Source organism: Saccharothrix sp. NRRL B-16348, assembly GCF_001280085.1.
GTDB lineage: Bacteria > Actinomycetota > Actinomycetes > Mycobacteriales > Pseudonocardiaceae > Actinosynnema.
The window spans coordinates 1-25377 of sequence record NZ_LGED01000255.1 but is presented as its reverse complement, the minus strand read 5'-3'; the positions used below and the strand labels follow the sequence as shown (position 1 = coordinate 25377).

The 25377-nt window shown below is 69.5% G+C and carries 21 protein-coding genes and 1 pseudogene; 18 read left to right on the top strand and 4 right to left on the bottom strand.

Annotated elements, in window-relative coordinates; genetic code table 11:
* Positions 1 to 2: 2 nt before the first annotated feature.
* From ADK67_RS41760 to ADK67_RS41740, 6 genes are all read left to right on the top strand, one after another.
* Positions 3 to 2204 (top strand): family 43 glycosylhydrolase, encoded by a 2202-nt coding sequence (locus ADK67_RS41760; protein WP_197289877.1) that lies wholly within the window; start codon positions 3 to 5, stop codon positions 2202 to 2204.
* 144 nt (positions 2205 to 2348) lie between these two features.
* Entirely contained in the window at positions 2349 to 4259 is a 1911-nt protein-coding gene (locus ADK67_RS41755; protein ID WP_053722133.1) for a glycosyl hydrolase 53 family protein, read from the top strand.
* 599 nt (positions 4260 to 4858) lie between these two features.
* Positions 4859 to 5533 carry a helix-turn-helix domain-containing protein gene (locus ADK67_RS41750; RefSeq protein WP_063797909.1) on the top strand — a complete coding sequence of 225 codons (675 nt, stop codon included), beginning with the start codon at positions 4859 to 4861 and terminating at the stop codon, positions 5531 to 5533.
* Complete coding sequence (locus ADK67_RS41745) at positions 5530 to 7926, top strand: VIT domain-containing protein (protein WP_053722131.1); 2397 nt, start codon at positions 5530 to 5532, stop codon at positions 7924 to 7926. Before ADK67_RS41750 ends, ADK67_RS41745 begins: the two co-directional genes overlap by 4 nt.
* A gap of 343 nt (positions 7927 to 8269) precedes the next feature.
* Positions 8270 to 8416: a hypothetical protein gene (locus ADK67_RS51820; protein WP_157621521.1), complete on the top strand. Its 147-nt coding sequence runs from the start codon at positions 8270 to 8272 to the stop codon at positions 8414 to 8416.
* Between the two features lie 5 nt (positions 8417 to 8421).
* Complete coding sequence (locus tag ADK67_RS41740) at positions 8422 to 10209, top strand: hypothetical protein (RefSeq protein WP_053722130.1); 1788 nt, start codon at positions 8422 to 8424, stop codon at positions 10207 to 10209.
* A 258-nt stretch (positions 10210 to 10467) separates the two neighbouring features.
* Here the strand turns inward: ADK67_RS41740 and ADK67_RS41735 are convergent, their stop codons facing one another.
* The 3 genes from ADK67_RS41735 to ADK67_RS51810 form a co-directional block, all read right to left on the bottom strand.
* Complete coding sequence (locus tag ADK67_RS41735) at positions 10468 to 11514, bottom strand: hypothetical protein (RefSeq protein ID WP_053722129.1); 1047 nt, start codon at positions 11512 to 11514, stop codon at positions 10468 to 10470.
* A 72-nt stretch (positions 11515 to 11586) separates the two neighbouring features.
* Positions 11587 to 11889 (bottom strand): integrase core domain-containing protein, encoded by a 303-nt coding sequence (locus ADK67_RS51815; protein ID WP_053722128.1) that lies wholly within the window; start codon positions 11887 to 11889, stop codon positions 11587 to 11589.
* A 124-nt stretch (positions 11890 to 12013) separates the two neighbouring features.
* Entirely contained in the window at positions 12014 to 12322 is a 309-nt protein-coding gene (locus tag ADK67_RS51810) for a hypothetical protein (RefSeq protein ID WP_197289876.1), read from the bottom strand.
* A gap of 278 nt (positions 12323 to 12600) precedes the next feature.
* On the opposite strand from ADK67_RS51810, the gene ADK67_RS41720 reads away from it, so the two are divergent.
* Entirely contained in the window at positions 12601 to 13116 is a 516-nt protein-coding gene (locus ADK67_RS41720; RefSeq protein ID WP_053722152.1) for a DUF6326 family protein, read from the top strand.
* A 145-nt stretch (positions 13117 to 13261) separates the two neighbouring features.
* Complete coding sequence (locus tag ADK67_RS41715) at positions 13262 to 13801, top strand: pyridoxamine 5'-phosphate oxidase family protein (protein ID WP_053722127.1); 540 nt, start codon at positions 13262 to 13264, stop codon at positions 13799 to 13801.
* A gap of 78 nt (positions 13802 to 13879) precedes the next feature.
* Here the strand turns inward: ADK67_RS41715 and ADK67_RS41710 are convergent, their stop codons facing one another.
* Positions 13880 to 14899, bottom strand: coding sequence for a carboxypeptidase-like regulatory domain-containing protein (locus ADK67_RS41710; protein ID WP_197289875.1), 1020 nt, complete (start codon positions 14897 to 14899; stop codon positions 13880 to 13882).
* An 894-nt stretch (positions 14900 to 15793) separates the two neighbouring features.
* Here ADK67_RS41710 and ADK67_RS41705 point away from each other — a divergent pair.
* The 10 genes and pseudogenes from ADK67_RS41705 to ADK67_RS51790 all read left to right on the top strand — a co-directional run.
* A pseudogene (locus tag ADK67_RS41705) lies at positions 15794 to 17191 on the top strand (family 43 glycosylhydrolase).
* Positions 17192 to 17457: 266 nt separating this feature from the next.
* Positions 17458 to 19386: an alpha-L-fucosidase gene (locus ADK67_RS41695; RefSeq protein WP_082404637.1), complete on the top strand. Its 1929-nt coding sequence runs from the start codon at positions 17458 to 17460 to the stop codon at positions 19384 to 19386.
* Between the two features lie 72 nt (positions 19387 to 19458).
* Positions 19459 to 21726, top strand: a complete 2268-nt coding sequence (locus tag ADK67_RS41690; RefSeq protein WP_053722123.1) for a glycoside hydrolase family 97 catalytic domain-containing protein — start codon at positions 19459 to 19461, stop codon at positions 21724 to 21726.
* Positions 21727 to 22165: 439 nt separating this feature from the next.
* Positions 22166 to 22579, top strand: a complete 414-nt coding sequence (locus ADK67_RS41685) for a hypothetical protein (protein ID WP_157621515.1) — start codon at positions 22166 to 22168, stop codon at positions 22577 to 22579.
* Positions 22549 to 23031: an alpha/beta hydrolase fold domain-containing protein gene (locus ADK67_RS41680; protein WP_053722121.1), complete on the top strand. Its 483-nt coding sequence runs from the start codon at positions 22549 to 22551 to the stop codon at positions 23029 to 23031. The genes ADK67_RS41685 and ADK67_RS41680 overlap by 31 nt, the downstream gene beginning before the upstream one ends.
* A gap of 168 nt (positions 23032 to 23199) precedes the next feature.
* Positions 23200 to 23529, top strand: coding sequence for a hypothetical protein (locus ADK67_RS41675; RefSeq protein ID WP_157621511.1), 330 nt, complete (start codon positions 23200 to 23202; stop codon positions 23527 to 23529).
* 295 nt (positions 23530 to 23824) lie between these two features.
* The gene (locus tag ADK67_RS51800) at positions 23825 to 24028 is read left to right on the top strand and encodes a hypothetical protein (RefSeq protein WP_157621509.1); all 204 of its coding nucleotides are present in this window, start codon (positions 23825 to 23827) and stop codon (positions 24026 to 24028) included.
* Complete coding sequence (locus ADK67_RS51795) at positions 24028 to 24258, top strand: hypothetical protein (protein WP_157621507.1); 231 nt, start codon at positions 24028 to 24030, stop codon at positions 24256 to 24258. The genes ADK67_RS51800 and ADK67_RS51795 overlap by 1 nt, the downstream gene beginning before the upstream one ends.
* Before the next feature lie 513 nt (positions 24259 to 24771).
* Positions 24772 to 25185 (top strand): DUF6973 domain-containing protein, encoded by a 414-nt coding sequence (locus ADK67_RS41670; RefSeq protein ID WP_053722119.1) that lies wholly within the window; start codon positions 24772 to 24774, stop codon positions 25183 to 25185.
* Between the two features lie 12 nt (positions 25186 to 25197).
* Positions 25198 to 25377 (top strand): hypothetical protein (locus tag ADK67_RS51790; protein ID WP_157621503.1); only part of this gene is annotated, 180 nt, incomplete at its 3' end.

Below are 25377 nucleotides of genomic sequence, written 5' to 3'. Positions count from 1 at the left end.
AGATGACCACCACATCGCGCACGCCCTTGAAACGGCGCGTCCTGACCGCGGCCGCACTGCTGTTCGCGTCGGTGCTGACACCGCAGTCGATGGCCGCGGCGCAGCCCTTAGCCGAAACCGCTCCGCCCGCCGCGGTCGCTCCGGCCGCCCAGGACGCCCCGGGCATCGAGGACGCGGCGGACGATCCCCACGGTCTCAAGAAGACGGTCGCGGACTACCGGACGCGCGTCCCGGCCAAGTACACCACCGACTCCTGGAAGTCCTTCGCCAAGGCGCTGACCACGGCGGACGACGTGGCGAAGAACCCCTCGGCGGGCGCTGCGGAGGCCGCCGCGGCGAAGACTGCCCTGGTCACCGCCGCCGGCGATCTGGAGGCCGCGGACGAGGGCACGTTCCAGACCATCACCAACAACACGTTCTGGAACGACACCGCCGGCAACCCCATCTACTCGCAGGGCGGCGGTGTCTTCAAGTTCGGCGACACCTACTACTGGTACGGCGTGCACTACCGCGGCGCGGAGAGCTACCGGGCCAACCCGACGCGCAAGTACGACGGCGAGGTCTCGTTCGTGTCGATCCCGGTGTACTCGTCCAGGGACCTGGTGAACTGGAAGTTCGAGAACCGGGTCGCGACGCGCTCGACCGCGATCGACAACGGCAACACCATGGCTTCGACGGGGTGGGTCGGGCGGCTCGGGGTCGCGTACAACGAGAACACCGGCAAGTACGTGCTCGCCACCCAGGCCTACGTCGGAGGCGCGCACGGGGTGCTGCTCCTCCAGGGCAACACCCCCACCAGCAACTTCACCTACGGCTACTTCCAGGGTCAGGTCGTCAACTCGCCGACGACCGGCACCGGCGACCAGACCGTCTTCACCGACGAGGACGGCAAGGACTACCTGATCTTCTCCAACCGCGAGGGACGTTCCCGCGGCTTCGTGTCCAAGTTCCGGGAGTCCGACTCGCTGCGGATCGAGCCGGGCGTGGAGATCCGCCGGGGCGACGGCCGCGAGGGCAACGCCATGTTCAAGCTCGACGGCAAGTACTACCACGCCGCCTCGGCCCTGCACGGCTGGAACACCTCGGTCAACTACGTCAACGAGTCGACCGGCGGCAACATCCAGGGTTCGTACTCGAGTGAGTTCGTTCTTCCCGGCACCGAGATGGACTACAGCCACGTGACCCAGACCGGGTTCTTCGTCACCGTGAAGGGGACCAAGCAGAACACGGTGATCTACGCGGGCGACCGCTGGGCCGACTTCGCCTGGAACGGCATCGGCTACAACCAGTGGGTGCCGATCACCAAGACCGGCGCACGGCCCCAGTTCCACTCGGTCAGCCAGTGGCAGTTCAACGTCACGACCGGTGAGTGGCGCGTCGGGCCGGCGAACAACTACATCCTCAACCCCGACATCCAGGCCGACCGCGTCATCGTCTCCGGTGTACGGGGATGGCGGAACCTCGGCGGTTCGGTGACCAACGTCAACGGTGGTGTGAACGGGTCCCGCTTCGCCCTCCAGGTGAGCAACAGCGGCGGCGTCGAGCAGCGGATCGAATCGGTGCCCGCAGGCACCTACACCCTGTCCTCGCACGCCCGGGGCAGTGCCGGACAGGTCGTGATCACGGGCGCTAACGGCAGCCAACGCACCCTCAGCATCCCGTCGTCGAGCGGCTGGGCCAAGCGCGAGCTCACCGGCATCGCGCTACCCGGCGGAGCCGCCACCGTCACCGTGCGGGCGTCGGGTTCGGGCGGCGTCATCGTCGACCAGTTGGCGCTCGTCAGGACCGACGGAGGGACGCCCGCAGGGCAGCGCTACGAAGCGGAGACGGCACCGGCCGTGTGCCAGGGCACGATCGACTCCAACCAGGCCGGCTTCTCCGGCACCGGGTTCTGCAACGGCACCGCCGCCGTGGGCGCCTACGCCCAGTTCACCGTCAACGCGACGACAGCCGGCACGGCGACGCTCGGCATCCGCTTCGCCAACGGTGCCGGCAGCGGCGCCGCGCGACCCGCGAACGTCGTCGTCAACGGGTCCACGGTCGGCACGGTCTCGTTCGAGTCCACCGGCGCGTGGACGACCTGGTCCACCAAGTCCCTCACCGCCTCGCTGAACGCGGGCAGCAACACCATCCGCCTCGAACCCACTGCGGCCGACGGCCTGCCCAACGTCGACCACCTCGACGTCGGAGTGGTGACCGGCTGACCATCCACCGAGCATCGGCGCGGGCATCCAGGGCAACCGGGATGCCCGCGCCGATGGCGTGCGACGAGTCGATTGCCTCTCCGCTGAGCATCCGCCCGGGAGGGCGGACGGAATCCCGTTGTGAAACACCGTCAGGAGAAGGACATGAGCAACAGACGCCTGACCCGCGACCTCGCGGGTCTGACGACACTGGCCACCCTGGTGTCCGCTGGGCTGGTGGCGGGTACCGCGCCGGCCGGCGCGATCTTCGGCACCGCGGACATCAAGCCGATCGAGAGCAACATCGCCGCCAAGCCCTGGGCCTCGGCGACGGCGGGCAGCGGCTCGTCGACCGCCGGGCTGGCCGTCGACGGCGACCTGACGACCGCCTGGTACCCGGATCGCGCCGGGTCCCGGCAGTGGCTCACCGTGGACCTCGGGGGCACGTACGACAACCTGCGCAAGGTCAAGGTGGTGTTCCCGGAGCGCGGCGTGGCCCACCGGTACGTCGTCGAGGCGTCGACGGACGGCCGCCGGTGGAAGACGCTGGCCGACAGGTCGCACAACCGGGCCGTGGCGCGGGGAGAGGTGCACCTGTTCACCCGGCCGGCTACGCGGTTCGTCCGGCTGACGTTCACCGGTGCGCCCGGCCGTGCCCGTGCCGGTGTCAGCGAGCTCCAGGTCTTCAACTACCTGCGTGACGACCTCGTCCTCGGCGCCGACCTGTCCTGGGTGGACGACCACCAGTCCCGGGAGTACTGGGTCAACCCCCTGTCCCCCGACAAGGGCGCCGGGCCGCACCAGCTCGACGTGGTCAAGGATCGCGGCATGCAGTACGCGCGGCTGCGGGTGTTCAACGAGCCGCGCAGCGAGAGCACCGGTGAGCTGAACGCGGTGCCCCGCCAGGGTCCGCAGCGGACGCTGACCTCCGCGCAGTGGATCAAGCAGCGGAACATGGGCCTCGGCATCGACTACCACTACGCGGACTCGTGGGCGGATCCGAGCAAGCAGCCGAAGCCGCTCGCCTGGGCCGGGCTGGAGTTCGACGAGCTGAACCGGGCGGTGTACGACTTCACCGCCGACCACCTGCGCCGGCTGATCCGGCAGGGCACCACGCCGGACAAGGTCGCCGTCGGCAACGAGATCATCAACGGGTTCCTGTACGGCAGCGAGGCGGCGCTCATCGGCACGACCAGCCCGCCGTACTTCGTCGACCACGCCGACGTCTACCAGGCCAAGCCCGGCGGCGGCCTGCTGTGGAAGTACTGGGGTTCGACCGACCCGGCCGAGCAGCGGCTCTACGACCAGGCGTGGGACCGGTTCACGACCCTGGCCGCAGCCGGCATCAAGGCCGTCCGCGACGCCTCACCGACGTCGAAGGTCGAGGTCCACGTGATCGTCGGCACGGACCGGCTCGCCAAGACCATGGAGTTCTGGCACCAGTACCTCACCAGGGTGAAGGCCAAGGGCCAGAACCCCGACGTGCTGGCCATCTCGTACTACCCGGAGTGGCACGGCACACCCGAGGCACTGGACCACAACCTGCACACCATCGCCACCACCTACCCCGACTACGAGATCGACATCGCCGAGACCTCCTACCCCGCCTCGGGCGGCGACGGCACGCCGATGCCCAACTCGCCCTTCCCCCGGACGATCCAAGGGCAGGCGGATGCCATCCAGCGGGTCTTCCAGGCCGCCAACGACGTGGTCGACAACCGGGGCGCCGGCGTGCTGGTCTGGGAGCCGGCCGGCTGGCAGACGATGTTCCGCGCGGTGCCCGGACTGGCGAACACCTGGGAGCCGCACGCGTCCATCGACGTCTTCAACGCCAGCCGCGCCAAGCACATTCTCCAGGACACCGTGCACACCGCCACCGCGGTGCGCACCACCCCGAAGCTGCCCTCCTCCGTGCAGCTGCTCACCACCGCCAACAACAAGATCACCAACGTCCCCGTCCGCTGGCAACCGCTGCCACCCGGCGCGACCGACACACCGGGCGAGGTGACGGTCACCGGCACGACCGACGCAGGACAGGTCACGGCGGTCATCGACGTCGTACCCGGACGCGGCTGATCCGACGGGGTCGACTCGACCACCTCTTGATCCGACCACGGCCGACTGTCGGGCGGACCGTCCACCGGTCCGCCCGACAGTCGCTTCCGCTGCGGCCGGATACGACCTGCCGGCCGTTGCATCCGACCATGCTTCTAGCAGGTGGAGTTGGTTTGGGTGAGCAGCGCGAGCCGCCACGGCAGGGTGCTGTAGTTGCCGGTGTCGACGGACGGGTCGCGGCCTTGGTAGAGGTCGGCGAACCAGCGCGGCGACCACCGCGCGATCGGTCCAGTCCAGCCGCGGGTGGGGGGTTGGTCCGGCGCAGCACGGCGACCTCGTGCCGCAGCACCAGCAGCTCGACGTCCTTGGCCGCGGAGGACCGGCCGAGGAGCGCCGGCCAGTCACCGAGTCAGACGAAGATCAGGTACAGCAGTCGTGACGCCACACCTCACGATCGTGCCCTGGAGGTCCAGCGTGCGCGATCGTCGCAGCTCAGCATCCCAGTGCAGAGTTCTGACACCCCACAGGCACTCGCCGACAGCAGGGACGTCGTCGCGGCCAACCGAACCGGGAGGTGAAGCTGACACTGTCACATTGACAGTGTCGGTTATAGTCGTGTCGTGAGCGACGAGGAGCTGTGGACGATCGGGCAGCTGCCGGACCGGGTCGCCGCGCTGCTCGCCGACGACTACGGGGGCCAGCGGAGCGGCCGGGTGCGGGAGTTGCCGAACGGGCGTGCCATCCGGTGGTACACGACCATCGGGTTGGTGGATCGGCCGGTGGCGTACCGGGGACGCACCGCGCTGTACGGGCGGCGGCACCTGCTCCAGGTGGTCGCGGTCAAGAAGTTGCAGGCGGCGGGGCACTCGCTGGCGGAGATCCAGGCGGTGGTGGTGGGCGCGGACGACGGCAGGCTCGCCGAGCTGGCCGGGGTGACCCGGCAGGTCGAGCCGGCTGGACGAGCCGAACCCGTGGAACCGTCGGAGGACGGTGCCGCGTCGTCCCGCAGCGGGGCCTTCTGGCGCGACCGGCCCGCGTCGTCGCCACCCGCGCCACCCGCAGCGGTGCCGCCGGCCGCTCCCGCACCACTGGTGGCCTCCGCACCCCCCGCCGCCGGCGTCGCCCGGGTCGTGCCCGGTCTGCGCCTGGGACCCGGCGTCACCCTCGTGCTCCACGCCGCCGACCGCGTCCCCGACGCGGCCGAACTCGCCGCCATCGAAACCGCCGCGGCACCCCTGCTCGACCTGCTCGCCCGCACGGGTCTGGCCCCGACCACTGGAGAGGACAACGGATGAGCACCCGCATCGCAGTCGTGGGAGACGTCGGGGCCACCCGGCCCACCGAGGACGACGGCCTGGGCTGCCTGCGCACCGAGCGTGGCAACCTCCCGCTGGAAGCCGTCGACGTCCACGCGACCATCACCGGGCTGGCCTCGCGCACCACCATCACGCAGACCTTCCACAACCCGCACCCCGACCCCCTCGAAGCGACCTACGTCTTCCCGCTGCCCGCCCGTGCCGCGGTGACCGCGCTGCGCGTGGAGGCCGACGGCCGCGTGGTGGAGGGCGTGCTCAAGGAACGCGCGGCCGCGCGGGCCGACTACGACCAGGCCGTCTCCGACGGCAAGCGTGCCGCCATCGCCGAGGAGGAGCGGCCGGGCGTGTTCACCACGCGCGTCGGCAACATCGTGCCCGGCGAGCGGATCACCGTGCGCCTCACGCTCGTGGGGGTGCTCGCCTACGAGGACGACACCGCCGAGTACCGCCTGCCGCTGGTCGTCGCACCCCGCTACGTCCCCGGCGCCCCGCTGCCCGGCGATCAGGTCGGCGACGGCGTGGCTCGCGACACCGACGCGGTGCCCGACGCCTCCCGCATCAGCCCGCCGGTGCTGCTGCCCGGTTTCCCCAACCCGGTCCGCCTGTCCCTGGTGGTGGACGTCGACCTGGCCGGGCTGCCACCCGTCGAACCCTCGGCCAGCCTGCACGCCACCGTCACCGAGGAGACCGCCGGCGGGTTCCGCGTCCGGGTCGAGCCGGGCGCGCGCGTAGACCGCGACTTCCTGCTGCGCTTGCGCTTCGCCGACGCCGACGTGGTCCGCACATCGTTGGCCGTGCGCCCGGACGAGGGCGGCGAGGGCGGCACGTTCGCGCTGACCGTGCTGCCCCCGGCCGCCGGCGGACGGCTGCCGAGCCGGGACGTGGTGCTCGTGCTGGACCGGTCGGGCTCGATGCACGGTTGGAAGGTGGTCGCGGCGCGCCGGGCCGCGAGCCGCGTGGTCGACTCGCTGCGCGCGGACGACCGGTTCGCCGTGCTGGCGTTCGACGACCGGCTGGACAGCCCGGACGAGCTGCCCGCCGGCCTGGTCGCGGCGACCGACCGCAACCGCTACCGCGCGGTGGAGTTCCTGGCCGGCCTGGAGGCCCGGGGTGGCACCGAGATGCTGAACCCCCTCCAGCGCGCGGCCGGGCTGCTCGGCGCGGAGGGCGATCGGGAACGCGTGCTGGTGCTGGTGACCGACGGCCAGGTGGGCGACGAGGACCGGTTGCTGCGCGAGGTCGCCACGAGCCTGGCGGGCGTGCGGGTGCACACCGTCGGCATCGACCGCGCGGTCAACGCGGCGTTCCTGCAACGACTCGCGGGCTCGACCGGCCGCTGCGAGCTGGTCGAGTCGGAGGACCGGCTGGACGAGGCCATGCGCGACATCCACCACCGCATCGGCGCGCCCGTGCTGACCGGCCTGGCGGTGCGGGCCGACGGCCTGGCCGTGGAGGAGGGCTCGCTGGCCCCCGCGCCGCTGCCCGACCTGTTCCCCGGCGTCCCGGTCGTGGTCACCGGCAGGTACGCGGGCGAGCCGTCGGGCGCGGTGGAGGTCACCGGCTCGGGTGGGTGGCGGCAGCGGGTGGCGGCGGTGGCGAGCGACAACGCCGGGCTGGCCGCGCTGTGGGCCAGGGCTCGGGTGCGCGACCTGGAGGACCGCTACGTCGTGGGCGCGGGCGACCTCGACGCCCTGGAGCGGCAGATCGTGAGGACATCGCTGGACCACGGCGTGCTGTCCCGGTTCACCGCGTTCGTCGCGGTGGATGAACGGGTCGTCAACGAGGGCGGTCGGGTGCGGCGGGTGACGCAGCCGGTCGAACTGCCCGACGGCTGGTCCTCCGTCCCCGCTTTCGCCGGCGGAGGCGGCTACGGCGCGGCTCCGGCCGGGATGCCGGTGGCCGCTGCGCCGAGGGCGGCCATGCCGTTCGCCCCCGCACCGGCCTCGGCCGCACCTCGCGTGCGGAAGACGCGTGCCCGTGCCGGTCTCGAAGCGGCCGTGGCGAGCAGCGCGGACCTGGCGGCACCGAAGCCCGCCGCACCCGCGCCGCCCGTCCCCGCGCCGGCGGAGTTCGCCGCGGAGGCGTTGACCGGGCTGCGCGAAGCGCGAGAGCCGGCCGCTGCCCTGCTCGAGCGCCTGCACCAGGCCATCGGCCGGCACCTCCCGTCGTGGCGGGCCGCGGGCGCGCCCGCCGAGGCGCTGCGGACGCTGTCGGAACTGGCCGCGGAACTCGCCGTGCCCACCGCCGATCCCGCCGAGGTCGACCGCCGCCTGCGGCACGCGATCGCGACGCTGGAGGCCCTGGCCGAACCCCGGTCAGACCAATCCCGGCCGGTTGAACCCCACCGGCGCAAGCCGTTCTGGAAGCGGTGACCTCCCGTTCCCGGGGCGGAGCACGCCTCCCCGCCCTGGGAACGGTCCACCGGAGACGACGACGCTGCCTGTTGTCGCGGCGCGGTACCGACCCGTCACGCGGTCAGGCACCCGAGGGCATCGGCCGCGAAGTCGCGCCGTAGGTCGGGGACACCAGCCGATCACCCGAACCGGCGAGCGCCCCTCGTCCACGTGCGGCAGTACAGCTACCGGGCCTTCACCGACGCCTGCCAGAACGCCAAGGTGACCGTACCCATGGGCGCGGTCGGAGTTGCTCCCGGACGGCGCGCTCGTTCGCCGCGCCCTATGGACTGCGGCCAAGGCGGCACGGAGGATGGGGCGCATGCCACCGCCGACGCCCGACCTCGTGGTGCACGACGAAGCGTCGTGGCACCACCTCGCCGTCCACTCGGGTGATCACGCCCTCCCGTCCTCCCGGGTCGGATCGGTCACGCGCCTCGCCGCCGCCTCCCGCGACCGGGCGGGGTGAGAACCGTGACCGTCGTGGCGGACCCGGGGCAGCACCGCCGGCAGCGGGTGCGGCTGACACCGCAGCGCACGATCCAGGTACCCGTCACCGGCTCGCGGGAGGCCGAGGGGCCGCTCACCCTCGGTCAGGTCAACATCGCGCAGTGGCTGAGCCAGGTCTCCGACCACTTCTACTCGGTGCTCTGCGTCGAGCTCCCGGTGCCGGCCGTCGCCTCGGTGGACGACGTGGTCGAGACCATCGCGGTGCTGGGCGCGCGGCACGAGGCGCTGCGCACCTCCTACGACCTCGGCGAGGAGAAGCGGCAGTTGGTCGCGGCGTCCGGCACGCTCCCGCTCGAGGTCTGCGTGCTCGGTCAGGGCCGGTGGGGTCCGCGCGACCGCACGTCGGTGGCCGGGACGCTCCTCCGCCTGCTGCGCGACAACCCCGACCCGGATCGGCCCGCGATGCGGGTCGTGGTCGCGGTCTCTCCCGACGAGGACGGCAGGGTCATCGCGTGCGCGGGCGCGTTCTCGCACATGGCGGTCGACCACGGCGCGATCGAGGTCCTGCGGCGAGAGTTCGCCGAACTGGTCGGCGACACCTCCCGCCGGCACGTCGGCACACCCCGCCACCAGCCACTGGACCAGGCGCGACTGGAGGCGACCCCCGCCGAGCGGCGCCGGGCGCGGGCGGCGCAGGTCTACCTCCAGCGCCAGACCTCGAAGATCCCCCGCCTGCTCTACCACATGCCCGACACCAGCCCCGGCGGCGATCCGCTGGCCGTGGAGCTGTCCTCACCGGCCGCCGCCACGGCGGTGCGCCGGGTGGCGGCCCGCACCCGCGCCAGCCGGCAGAGCGTCGTGCTGGCCGCGATCTGCGCCGTGCTGGCCCACCGCACCGGCGACGAGGAGATCGTGCTGCCCCTGATGTCGGGCAACCGCTTCGACCGCCACCTGCTCGACTACGTCGGCTCGCTGGCCCAGGGCACGATCGCCTCCGTCGGCGTCGCCGGGCGCGACTTCGACGCGCTGGTCGCGCACACGTGGACCACGGTCCTGGAGGCCAGCAGGCACGCCCGGTACGACGCGGCCGAACGAGCCCGGCTGGACGAGCGGATAGCCCACGAACGCGGCCTGCTGTTCCGCTACGAACCGCTGTTCAACAACCTCGCCCCCGAGCCCGGTCCCGGTACCTCGCCCGGCGTCTTGCCCGGCACCGACGAACTCCGGGCCGCACTCGCCCACACCGAGCTGCGCTGGCGTCCGGTGCAGCGCAACGCGAAACCGGTCCGCTTCAACCTCAACCAACTCGACGAGCGGCTGGTGCTCGACCTGTGGGTCGAGGACGACGGCGTGGTCCCGCGTCAGGAAGCGGAGTCACTGCTGCTGGCGTTCGAACGCGTCCTGGTGGCCGCGGCACACGAAGACCTGACCACCGCGCGGATGCACGACCTCATCGGGCTGCCGACAGCCGAGCGCTCGGCGAACTGGCTGCTGCTCGACTCGTGCCGGGTCGACCTGCGCCAGGTCCAGTCCCTCTTGGACGACGCCCTGGCCCCGGCCGTCACCCGGGTCTTCGCCGAAGCCAACGGTCACCCCTTGGTGGCCTACGTGACCATCACGGACCACGTCAGCACCCCTGAACAGGCCCACGCCCGCTGCATGGCCGCACTTCCCGACCACCCGGCGGTCCTCACCCCACGCCACTACGTCCTGTGCCCCACCGCCCCGACCGACCCGGCGGACCTCGCCTCCTGGCCCGCACCCCGCCACACCGGCACGGGACGCGCACCCGCACCGACGGTCGAGCTCTGAACGCTGGGCTCGGGTGGCCGCAGGCGATCGCGCGGTCAACTGCCTGGGTCCGCCTGTCCCGCTCGTTGTCACCTTCGGGTCGGCCGAGTGCTGGGAGCTGGAGGCGGCTGCGATCGGGCTGACGCGCGCCATCGGGGCCGATCTGCTGCCGCAGCACCGGGAGCAGCGCGAGGGCCGCACCACCGCGGTCTGGCGCGGCGGAGTTCGTGCCGATTCACCGCGGACGGCTTGTCATCGGGGTGTCAGAGTCGGGGGGCTTCAGCCAAGTCTCGTGGTCCTCAGGACGGGCGCTGTCGCCAGCGTCTCGGCGAGAACCGTTGCGAAATCGGAGGGCACCTCGGCGCCCTCCGGCGGTAGTGGCTCCCCGCGCACAGCCTGGCAGAGCGAATACTGTGCATGAGCCACGTAAGCGTCGGGTTCCTCGAGCGAGGTCAGGGCCAGCGCGGCTCGATACCGGCGAGCGAGCTCGGCATCCGGCATCACCTCGCCGAGCACCTCGGACGACTTGTCCTCCGCGGCGTTCTCCGCCAGGCTGGTCAGCCGCTGGAGCATCAACGCGGCGACCCTGCGTTCCGCCGACGGTTGCGCGAGCTGATCGGTGATCTCCCGGACGTCATCCGGGTCGTACAGATTCACGCCCTGGTTGACCCCGTGCATGGCCCCGACACGGGGTATGAGGAAGTGACTGCGGACGCCGAGATGGTCGATGAGCGCGCCCACGGCCTCGACCGGCACACCCCACTCGGCGGCGACCCTGGCATACGGCCACCACTGGTCCCTCGTCGGATGGAGCCGGTCGACGGTCCGCGTGCGTTCGACCTCGACGCCCACGAGCACGTCCCGAAGCCACTCTGCGAGGTTCGCCGTGTCGTCCACCCTCGGGCAGTTGATCTCCCCGGTCGCGGTGTGGAAGACGACGTCGACCCCGTTCGGTTTTCCCATCTTCACGCGGTGGAGCACGGTGACCCGTCGCACTTCCCCCATCGGCACCCGAGTTTCCCCGAAAATCCGCTTGACCAGAAGAAACTCCGGAGCCTCCCGTGGGCGCAGCGCGACCCAGTGGACCGAGCCGAACTCGTGGACGACCAGGAACACCGACAGCACCAGCCCGAGCACGACCAGCATGCCCGCCAGCACAAGCACCGTGTACCAGACGGCCGTAGCCCCGAAGAATCCCCACACGGCAAGCGCCAGCACCATCGTGAACGGAGCCGTTATCACCGCCGGCATGACGAGCCCGGCCGCCACGCTGCCGCCCAGAGGCGTCGCCGACACGATCCCGGGTATCGCCGGTGACACGTCCATCGGTACAGCCTGCCCCGTTCGCCACACCGAAGCGACAGCCAGCCGGACCAACCCTGTGCCGCTCGAAAGTCATCACTGCTGGCCAAGCGACCTGTCTGTACTCGTTGATGAGGCCGCCGAGGATGCGGGTGCGGCGCGGTCTGCGGGTGTCGAGGTCGTGTACTGCGGCGGGGTGCTGCCGGGCTTCGGGTGGTAGTTGGTCGCGGGCCTGGTGGGGTCGGTGTGGTTGTAGTGGTCTTCGTAGTTCTTGAGGACTTGTCGTGCGTGGGATCCGCCGGTGATCAGGATGCGGTCGAGGAGTTCGCGTCTGATGGTGCCGATGACCCGTTCGCAGTGGACGTTCATCCGGGGTGCCTGCGGCGCGCTCTTGATCACGCGCAGGTCGTCCGCTCTGGAAGATGGCGTCGAACGTCTGGCTGTACTTGTCGTCGCGGTCACGGAGCAGGAAGCGCAGGGACTCCGTCCGGTGTCCGAGGTCGGAGGCGAGGTTCCTGGCCTGCTACGTGGTCCATGCCTGTGTCGGGTGGGTGGTGACGCCGGTGATGTGCAGGCGACGGGTGCCGTGTTCGAGGAACGCCAGTGCGTACAGGCGCCTGCCGAGCACGGTGTCGCGGTGGAGGAAGTCCGCCGCGACGATGCCCTGGGCCGGGGCGGTGAGTAACTCCCGCCAGGCCGGGCCACCACGGCGTGGTGCCGGGTCGATGCCCCACCGGAACAGGGCGTAGGCCAGGATCAGCGCCGGGCCGAGGACCGCGAGCACGGCGAGTAGCAGCAGCGGGCGTGGCGCCAGGTCCTGGCGTAGCACCACTTCCACCAGGGAACAGCAGATCAGTACGGCGACCAAGGCCCAGTCCCGTGGCCTCCGGCCCGGGGCGTTCGTGGGTCGAGGTTCGGCCCACGGCGAGCGGAGTGCGTTGGTGGCCATCCGATCAGCCTAGGCAGCCCGCGTGCTCGGTGTATCCGCCGAAAGTACAAGAGCTCGGCTGTGCCAACGGCCAGGTCGAAGCAGTCTCCGGGGCTGATGTGCCCGCCGTCGGCATCCGTGAAGGTGGAAGCACCCACCCGATCAAGCCAAGGAGCATCGTGATGAGAACGCGCACCCCACTGGAGAATCCGCCGTCCCAGAGCACGCTGGAAGATCTGCGCATGCCTGTGCAGGCCAAGCTCGCAGCAGCATGGGCCAGCTTCATGTTCCTCTACATCTACGTCGACTACCTCGCCCTGTACAAGCCCGGCTTCCTCGACGACATCCTGGCCGGCATCGTCCACGAGTTCGACGCCGGCCCGACCTTCGTCGCCATCGCGCTCACGCTCATGGCCATCCCGATCCTCATGATCCTGCTCTCCGCGACACTGCCCGCCCGTGTCAACCGCACCACCAACCTCGTCATCGCAACGCTCTACATCCCCGTCACGGTGTTCAACGCGGTAGGGGAGTCTTGGACCTACTCGTACTTCTACGGCCTCTCCATCGGACTCGAGGTGCTGCTCCTGGCCTTCATCCTGCGCTCCGCCTGGACCTGGCCACGCCGCACCGCATCACCGGCGACCCTGGCAGCCGGCCTCGACAGCGAGCCACTCCGCAGGCCGCAGGACGCGTGACTGCCCGCCCGGCGCCCGACCATCCTTCGCCAAGCGCTACAGCGACACCACCGCCGCGCGCTCCCTCAGCTTCCGACTCGCCCACGCCCGGTCGGCGATTGCGCACTGAGCCGACACTGTCGGTGGGAGCTGATTAACTGGCCGAGTGTTCGAAACTCCCGACGAGCTCCACAGCCTCCAAGTCCTGCTCGACACGTCTTTGGCCGGCTCCAGCAGCCACCTCAAATCGATCATCCGGCCAGGTGAAAGCACCTTGGACGCGGAGCAGGTCGTCAGAGTCTGCCAAGGCATGTGCACCCTGGCCATCGCCACAGTCACCCGGCGCGGTGAGCCACGCATCAGCGGCGCCGACGGGCATTTCCTGCACGGCCGCTGGATCGTCGGCACCCACCGCCAGGCCGCTAAAGCCCGTCATCTCGCGGCGCGGCCCGGCATCAGCGCGACGTTCATGCGCGGCGAGCAGCTCGGCATCTTCACGCACGGGCACGCCGTTCCGCTGAACCCCGAGGGGACGAGCAGCGACCCGACTTGGCCGGCAATCCGCGACTACCTCGTCAACCACTACGACGGCGACAGCGACGACCCGTTCTGGGACGAGAACGTCTGGTATCGCATCGACCCCAGCTGGATGGTCGCCTACAGCACCGACCCCGTCGGGCTGCTCGACCAACAACCGTCAGGCTGAAGAGAAACCCGCGCGGGTCCACCTCAGGCCGTCACTCCGGCGCGATGACGATCAGGATCCCCAGGTACGGCTGAAGTATTAGAAGCCCGGCCCGCCGTATGGGTCGTCGCTGCGCTGCTGGTTGCCGCCCTGAGTGGGCCCGCTGTACGGGCCGGGGAACCCGTCGGCCGTCGGTTTCGTGTACAGCACCGCAGTCGGTGCGTCGCTCATGTCCGCCCCGGCCGGCACCGCCAGCTGAGTCGCCGCGTGCGGAGCCGGCCCGTCCGGCCTGTTCCGGCGGCGGTTCACGATCAGGGCCAGTGCGCCGAGGCCGGCGGCGACCAGCAGGCCGCCCAGGATGAACGGCAACGAACCGCTGCCCTCGTCGCTGCCGGCTTCCAGGGCGGGGAGTGGCGCTGCGGCTGCGCTGATCTGCGACTCGGGAGTCTCGTCCGCTGCCGTCGTTGCAGTGGGCGACGGCAGCGTCTCGGACGGGGCGGCTACGGCGGCCAAGGTCAGTTCCACGCTCGCGGTTTCACCTGCGGAGCCCCGTGCGGTCGCGCGGGTGGCGCGATAGCCGTCCAGGGCCGCGTCGACCGTGATCTGGCCCTCGGCGATCGGCTTGCCAGCACCTGACTTGATCGAGAACCGGCCGTTCTGGTCGCTGGTCGTGCGGTACTCGTGCCCGGCGCTGTCCTGGACGGTCAGAGCCACGCCGCCGATCGCCTTGCCGCTGGGGTCGCGGACCCAGCCAGACACCCCGGCCACCTCGGGCGACGGCTTGTCCACCTCGGGCGACGGCGTATCCGCATCGGGTTGCGTTGCGCCCGCGCCGTGGATGTAGACCATCCTGTAGTCGGAGCTGTTCTGCCCGCCGAGCCGCACGGCGACCGAGATGTTGACACCGAGGGTCTCGCCCGCGTTCACCTCGGGCGCGACGACGGTGGCCTGGAAGTCCTGGCTCTGGCCGGGTTTGAGGTTCGGCTCCGCCCGACACCCGGTGGTGCATTGCAGGCCGCCACCGACCACCACGATGGCCGTGTCCGCCCCACTCCCGTTGTTCGTGACGCGGAACTGAACGTGAACCTTGTCGCCCGGCTTCACGTTCTCGGCTGACACGCTCAGGATGCTGATGGGTGCCGGGGCGCCTGCCAAGGGTGTCGCGGACACCGCGAACGTTCCCCCGGTCAGTGCAATCAACATGGCGGCCCGGGCCCATCGGACACGTGAGCGCGGCGTCACTTCTGACCACCTTCTCCCCAAGGTAGGCGACATCAGCCGATGACACCGCAGGACACTATGCCCTATCAGGGGTTGCGTGACTCGCGCGCACCTGCCGGCCCCTCGCAAGATGACCTCGCACTCCGCACTGCGTGATTGCGGCCTCGTTCCAGAGCATCTTCGCGTGAGTTCTGGTGACCACTCTGGAACCGATACCCGATCCGGTGGCGGGGCTCCTTCGGCGGCGGGTCCGCAGCTCGGCACCAGGTGCAGAGTTCTGGCTCCCACACGCGTACCGCTAGCTGCCCGCCCACGTCGACCGGATCAACAGCGCGCGAGGTAGTTGGGCTTCACCTGTTACCACAGGTAACGGCGGGCGCACCCATTGACGTCCTAGTTGCCGCCATGTTTCCATATAGCCACCCGCCCTACGTTAGCGCTAACAATCGGGCGTCTACCGCGTCGTATCCCGCGTGGTGGATGTCCGCGATGGCCGCGAACCGACCCTCTATCGACCAAGGCTGCTACTGCAAGGACGCAGGGGAGTAGGCAGGCATGGTGCCAGCGAGTTTCGTTGTCGACCCGACCAAGCCTGTGGCCCGTGGCGGGCGGTCCTGCGCATCGTGGTCTTACTGCGGTCCCTCCGAAGGCCGTCTTTCGGCGCAGGATGTTAGCGCTCACTTTTGTGCCTCTGCGGACGCGAGCTACGCCGTCGCCCGCAGATGACCGCGCAGCCGGTGGTGAAGCACCGGCACGCTCCACCGCCCCGCTCACCGCAGATCGGAGCACTCCATGAACCGACGAGTACGCGCTCTCGCCGTCTCGTCCCTCGTCGTCGCCTCGACCCTCGCCCTGCCCGTCATCCCGGCGGCCGCGGACACGTTGCCCACCGGGGCGCGGTCGCTGGAGTCGGTGAACTACCCGGGTCGGTTCGTCCGGCACGCCGACTACCTGGGTCGGCTCGACGCGGTGACGTCCGGCAGTTCGGCGCTGACCAAGTCGGACGCCACGTTCACCGTGGTCAACGGGTTGGCGTCGTCGTCGTGCTACTCGTTCCAGGCGGCCAACGGGATGTTCCTGCGGCACTACGACCGGCGCGTGCGCCTGGAGGCCAACACGGGCACGCCGACGTTCCGCGGTGACGCGACGTTCTGCGCCGTCGCCGGTTCGGTGGCGGGCTCGGTGTCGCTGGTGTCGTTCAACTTCCCGGACCGGCGGCTGCGGCACAAGAACTTCGAGCTGTGGGTGGAGACGTACGAGGACACCGCGCGGTTCCACGCCGACAGCTCGTTCAAGCTGACCGCGCCGTGGACCCCGAAGACCACCAAGGGACCGGTCATCCCCGGCCTGTTCGCCGATCCGCACATCACCAATTTCAACGGCCGGTACTACCTGTACCCCACGACGGACGGCTACGCGAGCTGGTCCGGTACTTACTACAAGGCGTTCTCCTCGACCGACCTGGTCAACTGGACCGACCACGGCGTGATCCTGGACCACGGGCCGGACGTGTCGTGGGCGGACAACTCGGCGTGGGCCCCGGCGGTCGTCGCCAAGAACGGGCGTTACTACCTGTACTTCAGCGGCGGCTCGGCCTCCGGTGACACGAGGAAGCAACTCGGCGTCGCCGTGTCCGACTCGCCCACCGGCCCGTTCCACGACGCCCTGGGCAAGCCGCTGGTCCGGGCGGGCGCGTACCCGGGGCAGGCCATCGACCCGATGGTGTTCACCGACGATGACGGCCAGTCGTACCTGTACTAGGGCCAGGGCACCGCCAACGTGGTGCCGCTGAACGGCGACATGACCTCGTTCGACCCGGCGCGGGTGCGCGCGATCACGCCGACCGGCTACAACGAGGGTTCGTTCGTGTTCAAGCGCAACGGCACGTACTACTTCATGTGGTCGGAGAACGACACCCGCGACGAGAACTACCAGGTCGCCTACGCCACCGGCCCGTCACCGCTCGGACCGTGGACCAAGCGCGGTGTCGTGCTCCAGAAGCGGCTGGAGCTCGGCATCAAGGGCACCGGCCACCACTCGGTGGTCCAGGCGCCCGGCACCGACACCTGGCACATCGCCTACCACCGGTTCGCCGTGCCCGGTGGGGACGGCACCAACCGCGAGGTCACCGTCGACCGCATGACGCTCAACGTCGACGGCACCATCGCCCCGATCGTCCCCACCCTCTGACCGGAGGAGGAACACCGTGCGACGAACGCTGTCGCGGATCGGCGCGGTCCGGCACTACGCCTACCAGTTGAAGCTCGACCCGATCACCACCACGACGGCCCGCAACGACGCCACCTTCCGCCTGACCGGCTGACCGGCTGCACAGCCGGGAGAGCATGGGCGATCGGAACTGTCCGAACAGGATCGAATCAGGCGCGATGCCGGCGACAACGCTTGGCGTCGACTGGACGATGTCGCACTGTGGCGGCGTCGGGACGGGAGTGTCGATGACGACATCAGGACTATCTCGCCGGGGTTTCCTGGCGGCCACCGGCATCGCGGCGACCGCGGTCGCGGTGCCGGGGCTGATGGGGCGTTCGCCGCTGGCTTTCGCGGCGGACACCCAGACCGACCTGTCGAGCCTGGTCGACCTCCGGTTCGGCATGTTCAACCACTTCAACCTCGGCACGTTCACCGACGAGGAGTGGGCGGCGGGCGGGCAGAGCCCGTCGAGGTTCGCGCCGCCCTCGGTGGACTGCGCGCAGTGGGCGGCAGCCGCTGCCGCCGCGAAGATGAGCTACGGCGTGCTCACCACCAAGCACCACGACGGCTTCTCCCTGTGGCCCACGGCGTTCGGCACCCAGAACGTGGCTTACTCGGGCTACAAGCAGGATGTCGTGCGCCAGTACGTCGACGCGTTCCGCGCCCGGGGTCTGCGGGTCGGGCTGTACTACTCGATCTGGGACCGCACGCACACGATCGAGGCGTACGGCGGTCACGTCGGCGACCCGAACCAGTCCATCGAGCCGCGCGACATGACCGTGGTGCTGGGCCAGATCCGCGAGCTGCTGACGAACTACGGCACGATCGACCTGTTCGTCACCGACGGCTACGCCTGGCAGATGGGCCAGCAGCAGATTTCCTACCAGGAGGTCCGCAACCTGGTGAAGTCGCTGCAACCGGACTGCGTGATGGTCGACCACGGCGGCCTGGCGCAGCCCTGGCTGGGCGACGCGATCTACTTCGAGGCCCCGCTGGGCATCCGGGCCCCGGAGGGGAACACGTTCGCGGGCATGCAGGGCGAGACGATCAGTCGCGGCTGGTTCTGGCACCCGCACACGGCCACCGAGGCGCCGCGCAGCCGTGACGCCATCCTGGCCGACCTCGGGGACCTGGAGCCCAAGTACACCTCGTACCTGTTGAACTGCCCGCCCAACCGCGACGGCAGGCTCGACACCAACATCGTCAACCGGCTCGCGGAGGTCGGCGCGGCCTGGAGCCCGAACACCTCGCGTCCGCCGCTGCCGGCCCAGCCGCTGCGGGTCGAGTGGCCGGTCAACGCGGTGGCGGCCTACGCGTCGTCCTACAACCCCGGCGAGTTCGCCTACCACGCGATCGACAACCGCAGCGACCGCGACGTCGAGACCTGCTGGTCGACCTGGGGCGGGGCGCGCACGCTGCCGCAGACGATCACGATCGACCTCGGCGGGGTGTGGAGCAACGTCTCCACGCTCGAATACCTGCCCAAGCAGTGGAACCGCACCAACGCCACCGACGGCGACATCACCGCGGCCACCATCGCCACCAGCACCGACGGCGTCGCCTTCACCACGGTGGCCACCGTGAACTGGGCCGCGAACCCGCGGCTCAAGCTCGCCGAGTGGACCAACCGGGACGTGGGCTTCGTGCGCATCACCGTCACGGCCGCCACCGGCGGCTACGTCAACGTCAACGGAGTGCACGTCGGGGGCCGGAGCGTTCGCCCGCAACTGGTCTCGCGCTTCCCGCCGGCCAACACGGTCTACCGCATCCAGTCCCGCACCAGCGGCAAGGTGCTCGACGTGCGGGACTTCGGCACGGCGAACAACACCCCGGTGCAGCAGTGGCCGTGGCTGAACCACGCGTGCCAGAAGTGGACCTTCATCTCCACCGGCGACGGGTACTTCAAGATCCGCGACCAGAACAGCGGCAAGCTGCTGGAGGTCGGTGGCCTGTCCCGGGTCAACGGCGGCACCATGAACATCTGGGGCGACGCGAACGTCCACCAGCAGCACTGGGCCGTCACACCGGTCGGTGGCGGCTACTTCACCCTCACCAACCGGCTCAGCCAGCGGGTGCTCGAGGTGCCCGGCGGGTCCACCGCGGACGGCACGGTCCTGGACCAGTGGGACCACAACGGCGCCGGCCACCAGCACTGGCAGCTGATCCGATCCTGACGGACCGGTCCGTTGTCGATCGGCCTTCACCCAGTTGTGCACAACCTCTCCTGCAACCACCCGGAAGGACACATGAAACTCCTCCGATTAAGCGGGATTCGAGTCGCCGGCACGGCCGTCGCCGTGCTCGCCGGCATGGGCTCGGTCACTGCGGTGCCCGCATCCGCCGCCGCGCCGGGGAGCTGGACCTCGGTCCAGCCCGGTGTTGCCCAGACCGGCTGTGACGGCGTGCGCGCCACCGTGGCGATGGACGCGAACGGCGCCCTCTCGCTCGGCGCGACCTGGAACTGCCGCCAAGCCCTGACACCCGCCCCGATCGGGCTGGTCACCAGCCAGGTCGACTTCACCACCGGACTGGAGTTCGTCGGTCGCACGGATGCCCCCGTCTCGTACACCTACGAGGTCACGGCGGGCAAGTCCCGGGTCCGGACGCGGTCCGCGACCGAGACGAGACTGGTGTTCGCGAAGGGCTCCGCGCGGATGACCGTGCACGTCCGCACGTCCGCGGATGGCATGGCGCTGCGCTACGAACTGCCGTCGGGTGCGACGGTGCTGAGAGAGGCGACGTCGTTCGAACTGCCGACCGACGCCCAGCTGTCCCGGCAGGTGTTCAGCGCCGATCACGAGAGGGGCTATGTGACCTCCGCGGTCGCCGACGTCCCGACGGGCTCCTACGACATGGGCATGTTCGCCCAGCAGACCAACGGCGCGCGGGTGCTGCTCGCCGAGTCCGGCGTCGACGGCGGCTATTCGGGTGGCTGGTTCACCCACACCCAGGGCACCGGCCGGTTCACCGTCGCGCTGGCCGACGCCCAGATCGTGCGATCCGGCGCGTTCACCACGGCGTGGCGCACCGCCGTCATCGGCAGCACGGCGACGATCGTGGAGTCCACGCTGGTCGACGACGTCGCGCCCCCGTCGAAGATCTCCGACACCTCGTGGATCAAGCCGGGTGTCGCCGCGTGGCCGTGGCTGGACGGCATGCACGACACCCAGCGCGACCTGACCAAGCTCAAGCAGTGGGCCGACTACGCCTCCTCGCAGGGCTGGCCCTACCTGCTCGTGGACGACGGGTGGAAGGCCAACCAGGCGATCATCCCCGAGCTCGTGACCTACGCCCGGGATCGCGGCGTGCGGATCATGCTCTGGTACCACTGGCAGGACCTGGACACCGCCGCCGAGCGGGACGCGGAGTTCACCAAGATCACCGGGTGGGGCGCCGTCGGCGTCAAGATGGACTTCATGGGTTCCGAGACCCGGGCCCGTCAGCAGTGGTACGACGCGGCCCTGGCCGACACCGCCCGGTACAGGCTGATGGTCGACCTGCACGGCTCGCGCCTGTCCGTCGGTGTCCACCGCACCTGGCCGCACGTGCTGACCAACGAGGCCGTCCGGGGCGAGGAGTACCCCGGCGGCCGGGACATCGGGCACGTGGCCGCGCTCCCGTTCACCCGCGGCGCACTGGGCCCGGCCGACTACTCGCCGATGAGCTTCCAGCAGCGCAACCCGAACAGCGACGCCGCCGAACTCGCCCTCGGCGTACTCCTGGAAAGCGGCATCATGCTGCCGGGCAGCCGCATCCCGGACTACCAGGCGCGGCCCGAGGCGCAGCGGTGGATGCGCATGCTGCCGACCGTGTGGGACGAGACGAAGCACGTCTCGGGCGACCCGCTCACCGGAGGGGTCATCGCGCGCCGCAACGGCGACCGGTGGTTCGTCGGCGCGCTCAGGCGCGGCGGCGCCACCACCATCGGCTACCCGACCGCGTTCCTCGGCTCGGGCACCTGGCACGCGGAGATCACCACCGACGGCTCCGACGGCCTGACCCGCACCGGCAAGGTCATCCAGGCCGGTGACACGCTGAGCATCCCGGTGGTCGCCAACGGCGGTCACGTGGTGAGGCTGACCAGGGTCCCGGTCGTCCCGACCGGGAACCGCACGGTGACCGTCGCCGGCAGCAGCCACGTGCTCGACGTGAAGGGCCGAAGCCTCTCGGACGACGCCGAGATCATCCGCTGGCCCAGCACCGGCGGCACCAACCAGCGCTTCGCGTTCGTGCCCCTCGGCGACGGCTACACGCGGATCGTCAACCAGGCGAGCGGCAAGGACGTCGTCATCCGGTGGGGATCCCGCGACGCGGGCGCGAAGGCCATCCAGTACCCGTACGAAGCCAACGCGACCACCAACGACGAATGGCTGGCGGAAGACGCGGGCAACGGCCGCATCCGGCTCCTCAACCGCCACAGCGGCCTCTACCTCACCGCGGGCAACGCCCAGGGCGACCAGTTGGAGCAACGCCCGTTCGACGGCGCCGACCACCAGATGTTCACCGTCTCCTGATGCCGTTGAACGAGACAGCCATTTAGCAGTGCATCACCGGGGCCGTGGTCGAGGGCCACGGCCCCGGTGGCGGCGATGGTGACCACGGCGTTCGCCCCGTCGAGCCCTGGACGAGATCCTCGGGCGCTTTCAGGTTCTCGTCGGCCTGCTTGAGATCCCGGTCTTCAACGTTCGTCGCCTGTTGACGCACAACAACGCCAAATGGAATGTGGAGCTTGACTGTAGGTCCAGATAGGACACACTTGGCTCCGTGACCGGTGACCGGGTGCCGGGCTTATGACGGCGGCTGGGGCCGCGCTGACAAGGTCTGAATGCCCTGCGACGAGGACGTCGACGCGTTCCACACCAGAGTGCTGCCGCACGTCGCGTCGCGTCGGCCTGGCTGCCCGTGTTCAACTTCTGGGCTGAGCGTTCCCAGTGATGCTGAAGGAAGTCATCGGTGAGTTTGGCCCTCCGCATGGCCACCCGCGCGGTAGTGGCCGCGTTGCGCATGCCCGACTGGGTGATTCGCGCGATCGTCGGCGCGCCCGTCGAGGTCGAGGGGGCACAGATGAGCCCGACGGCCCAGTTGCTGATCACGCTGGAGCGGTTCGTGCCGAGGGCCGACCCCCAGGCGGTGCCCGACCTGGTGGTGGTCCGCAGGGATTTCGACATCGTGTCGTCGGTGCTGCTCGCCGGTGTCGGGCGTGACGTGCAGGTGCACGATACCGTCGTGGCCGGCGCGCACGGCCCGGTCCCGGCGCGGGTGTACAGCCCGCCCGGTGCGCCGGCGATGCGGTCGGGGTCGGTGGCGACAGCGCGGGCGGAGCGCTCTCTGCCGCCGTGGCGCAGCGGTGTGTCGACGACGCGGTGACGAAGCCGGCCTTCAACCTGATGCTCTACCCGGCCGTCGACGGGATGAGTGAACACCGGTCACGGCAGCTCTTCGGGCGCGGTTACTTCTTCGACAGCGACATGGTCGACTGGTATCGGTCCTGCTACTCACCGGACCACGTGCGGCTGTTCGAGCCGTACGCCTCGCCGTTGCGCGCTCCCGATTGCCGCGGGCTGCCGCCGACCTGCGTGGTCACGGCGGGTTTCGACCCGTTCCGGGACGAGGGGATCGAGTACGCGGACCAGCTGAGGGCCGTCGCGGTGCAGGTGACCCACCTGCACCGCGAGGGGTTGGTGCACGGGTTCGCTTCGTTCCTGGCCTGCGACAGACACGCTCGGCGAGCGATGCTGGACGTCGCGGCGGAACTGCGTCGCATGGCTGCTGTTGCCGCGGCCAATACCGGCCCGGAAGCGGCGTCCAACGGCGTTTGATCGGCTTCGGAGCATGCACATCCGCGTGGTCGAAGGGGGGATCTGACCGGCCCCGGCCAGGGGACGTGTCGGCAGGCCTCGCCGCCAGCCGCGCAAGCCGCACACGGACAACGCTCGCTTCTGCCGACGTACATACGCGTTGTGGTCCCCAACGGTAACGTGATCCTCATGCAACCGGTGCCGGCCAAGGGCGACGACTGCCATCTCCCTGCCACCGCCGTCTGCTGGCTCACCGACGAACCGCAGCCGGGCTTGATCCTGGTGGAGTTGACCGATGTCCGAGGAAGGCCGTACCAGTTGGTCGGCAAGGTCTCCTACTTCGATGACGGCTCAGACCTGACCCCGGATGCGACCTACCCGCGACCTGTCGTCGTCGCCTGCACGATCGACGACGTCCACCACGACATCGCCACGGTCAGCACAGGATGGTTGAGCGACCGTCACGGCGAACCCTTCGTGTTCGACGTCCCGCTGACCGTCCTCAAGCCGATCGGCTGAACCGGCGAAGCACTCGGCCGGCAAGCGCCGTGAACGACCGGCTCTGGCGATGAGAAGTCGTTGCCGGGTGTTGGTGAGTCGAGTGGATGCTGTGGGATCCCAATGTGCGCGGCGAGGTGGTATCAGCGGTCGCGGGCGTCGTCCGTCACACCCCGCCCCGGGTCGGCCGAATGGCTTCCACTCCTCTCACCGCGGAGGTCAAGAACGCACTGCGCGCCGAAGCGCGCGACATCTGGCAGAACGTCAGCGGCCGACGCGCCATCTGGGACAAACTCGAGGTGCACCACAGGGTTCCGTGGAGTGGGCACATCTCTTTCCGGGCAATCCCAACCGCATTGCTAACGTGGTCGATATGAAGCAACAGGCCTGTGGGATTGTGATGGAGTCATGGCGGGTGTGGAAGGTCGGTCTGGGCGGTCGGATGCCCCGGCCGGCTGAAATTCTCGGTCAGGCGCTTGCGGCGGGCAAGCGGTATGGTGTCAACATGGTGTTTCCGTAATGAGTGGCCAGGACTCGATTATGGCCGAAATTCTGACCCTGCTGAACCAAGTGTGGAAACCTCCGGAGCAGGGCGGACCGGTGGGTGCCGGCGTGGCGCAACTCATCGCGCTGCGTGATTCCCTGGGCTTCGACCTGCCACGTGAACTACAATACTGGCTCGTGCAGTGTAATTGTCTAATCGCCGGAGATGGTCATGGAAATACCTATGTGCTCGACGTCGGTCGGTAGTGCATCGATGCCGACGCAGTATTCTTCATCGACTCGATGGAAAGTGTCGGTACTCCGGCGTACATTGTTGCATCTGGAGTTCTGAGCTTCCTCCGCTTCCTGCTGGGGCGAGAGGCCGGCGAAGTAGGCTGGCCTTTCCGTCGCGAATTTGTCGTCGCCAGGGATGCTGTTGTCCTGACGGTCATCGACTCGCGGCTGTTGCCTTGGTCCGAAAGTTCGACATCGTGAGTCAAATACCGCTAGTGAACATATTGGTCCTGGTGTGCCGGTATCAAGTGTCGGCAGTCCTGTTGCGTGACCGGCTGCGGATTCTGCAGGATAGGGAAGCGGCTGGTCCTATCGACGTCGCTCGACTTGGCCGCAGGCGGCGCTTGACTGGAATGCCTACTCAAGCCACCGGGTGGGACACGGAGTCACTCAAGATTCCCGTCCAACTCGCGGAACACCTCATCGACCGCGTCGGCGACATCACGAAGGAAGCGGTTCTGATCAGGTACGGCGCCGACGGTCGGGATGGGCGCTCCTCGGTCGGGGCAGCTGGACGTGTTCCGCCATGCTTACTGGATCGCGTTGATCGCCCGGCGGTTCGGCTGGGAGTTCTCCTTCGACTTCACGACTGCCCATGAGATGAAGTCCAGCGGTACGCCGCTCCAGGAGGCCATGGAGCTGTACAGCGACCGGATGGGGCGCGTCATCGCCACCTACATGGACGCCGACCATCTCGCCGACGCGGTCTACCAGGCCGTGAGTTCAGGGATGCGGGTGGGGATCGGCGACAAATTCGAGTTGGAACACAGCGACGATGTACCGTTCCGGCCTGCTGAGACTTGCGACGAGAGCAAGGAGCCTGGGTATGACCTGCCGGGTGGTCCGCCCGAGTCGTTGCCGTGCGCGTTGTCCGATGGTGGCTACTGGGTTGTCCGATGAGGAGAGGGACGCGTGAGGCTCACACTGCGATTGACCATGCTGCTGGCGCTAATGGCGTCGTTGTGCGTCGCGTGCAGCGGGGAGAAGGAGGAACCGCTGAAGCGCAACCCCGCGTTGATCGCCGCGGTGGAGGATTTCCTGGCTTCCGACCTCGAGCGGAAGCCGTTCAAGGAGTTCACCGACTGGGAGTGG

Coding starts and splice junctions, on each gene's coding strand:
- ADK67_RS41760 (WP_197289877.1), top strand. CDS start 3: ATGACCACCACATCGCGCACGCCCTTGAAACGGCGCGTCCTGACCGCG.
- ADK67_RS41755 (WP_053722133.1), top strand. CDS start 2,349: ATGAGCAACAGACGCCTGACCCGCGACCTCGCGGGTCTGACGACACTG.
- ADK67_RS41745 (WP_053722131.1), top strand. CDS start 5,530: ATGAGCACCCGCATCGCAGTCGTGGGAGACGTCGGGGCCACCCGGCCC.
- ADK67_RS51820 (WP_157621521.1), top strand. CDS start 8,270: ATGCCACCGCCGACGCCCGACCTCGTGGTGCACGACGAAGCGTCGTGG.
- ADK67_RS41735 (WP_053722129.1), bottom strand. CDS start 11,514: ATGGACGTGTCACCGGCGATACCCGGGATCGTGTCGGCGACGCCTCTG.
- ADK67_RS41720 (WP_053722152.1), top strand. CDS start 12,601: ATGAGAACGCGCACCCCACTGGAGAATCCGCCGTCCCAGAGCACGCTG.
- ADK67_RS41695 (WP_082404637.1), top strand. CDS start 17,458: ATGACGACATCAGGACTATCTCGCCGGGGTTTCCTGGCGGCCACCGGC.
- ADK67_RS41690 (WP_053722123.1), top strand. CDS start 19,459: ATGAAACTCCTCCGATTAAGCGGGATTCGAGTCGCCGGCACGGCCGTC.
- ADK67_RS41675 (WP_157621511.1), top strand. CDS start 23,200: ATGCAACCGGTGCCGGCCAAGGGCGACGACTGCCATCTCCCTGCCACC.
- ADK67_RS51795 (WP_157621507.1), top strand. CDS start 24,028: ATGAGTGGCCAGGACTCGATTATGGCCGAAATTCTGACCCTGCTGAAC.
- ADK67_RS41670 (WP_053722119.1), top strand. CDS start 24,772: ATGGGCGCTCCTCGGTCGGGGCAGCTGGACGTGTTCCGCCATGCTTAC.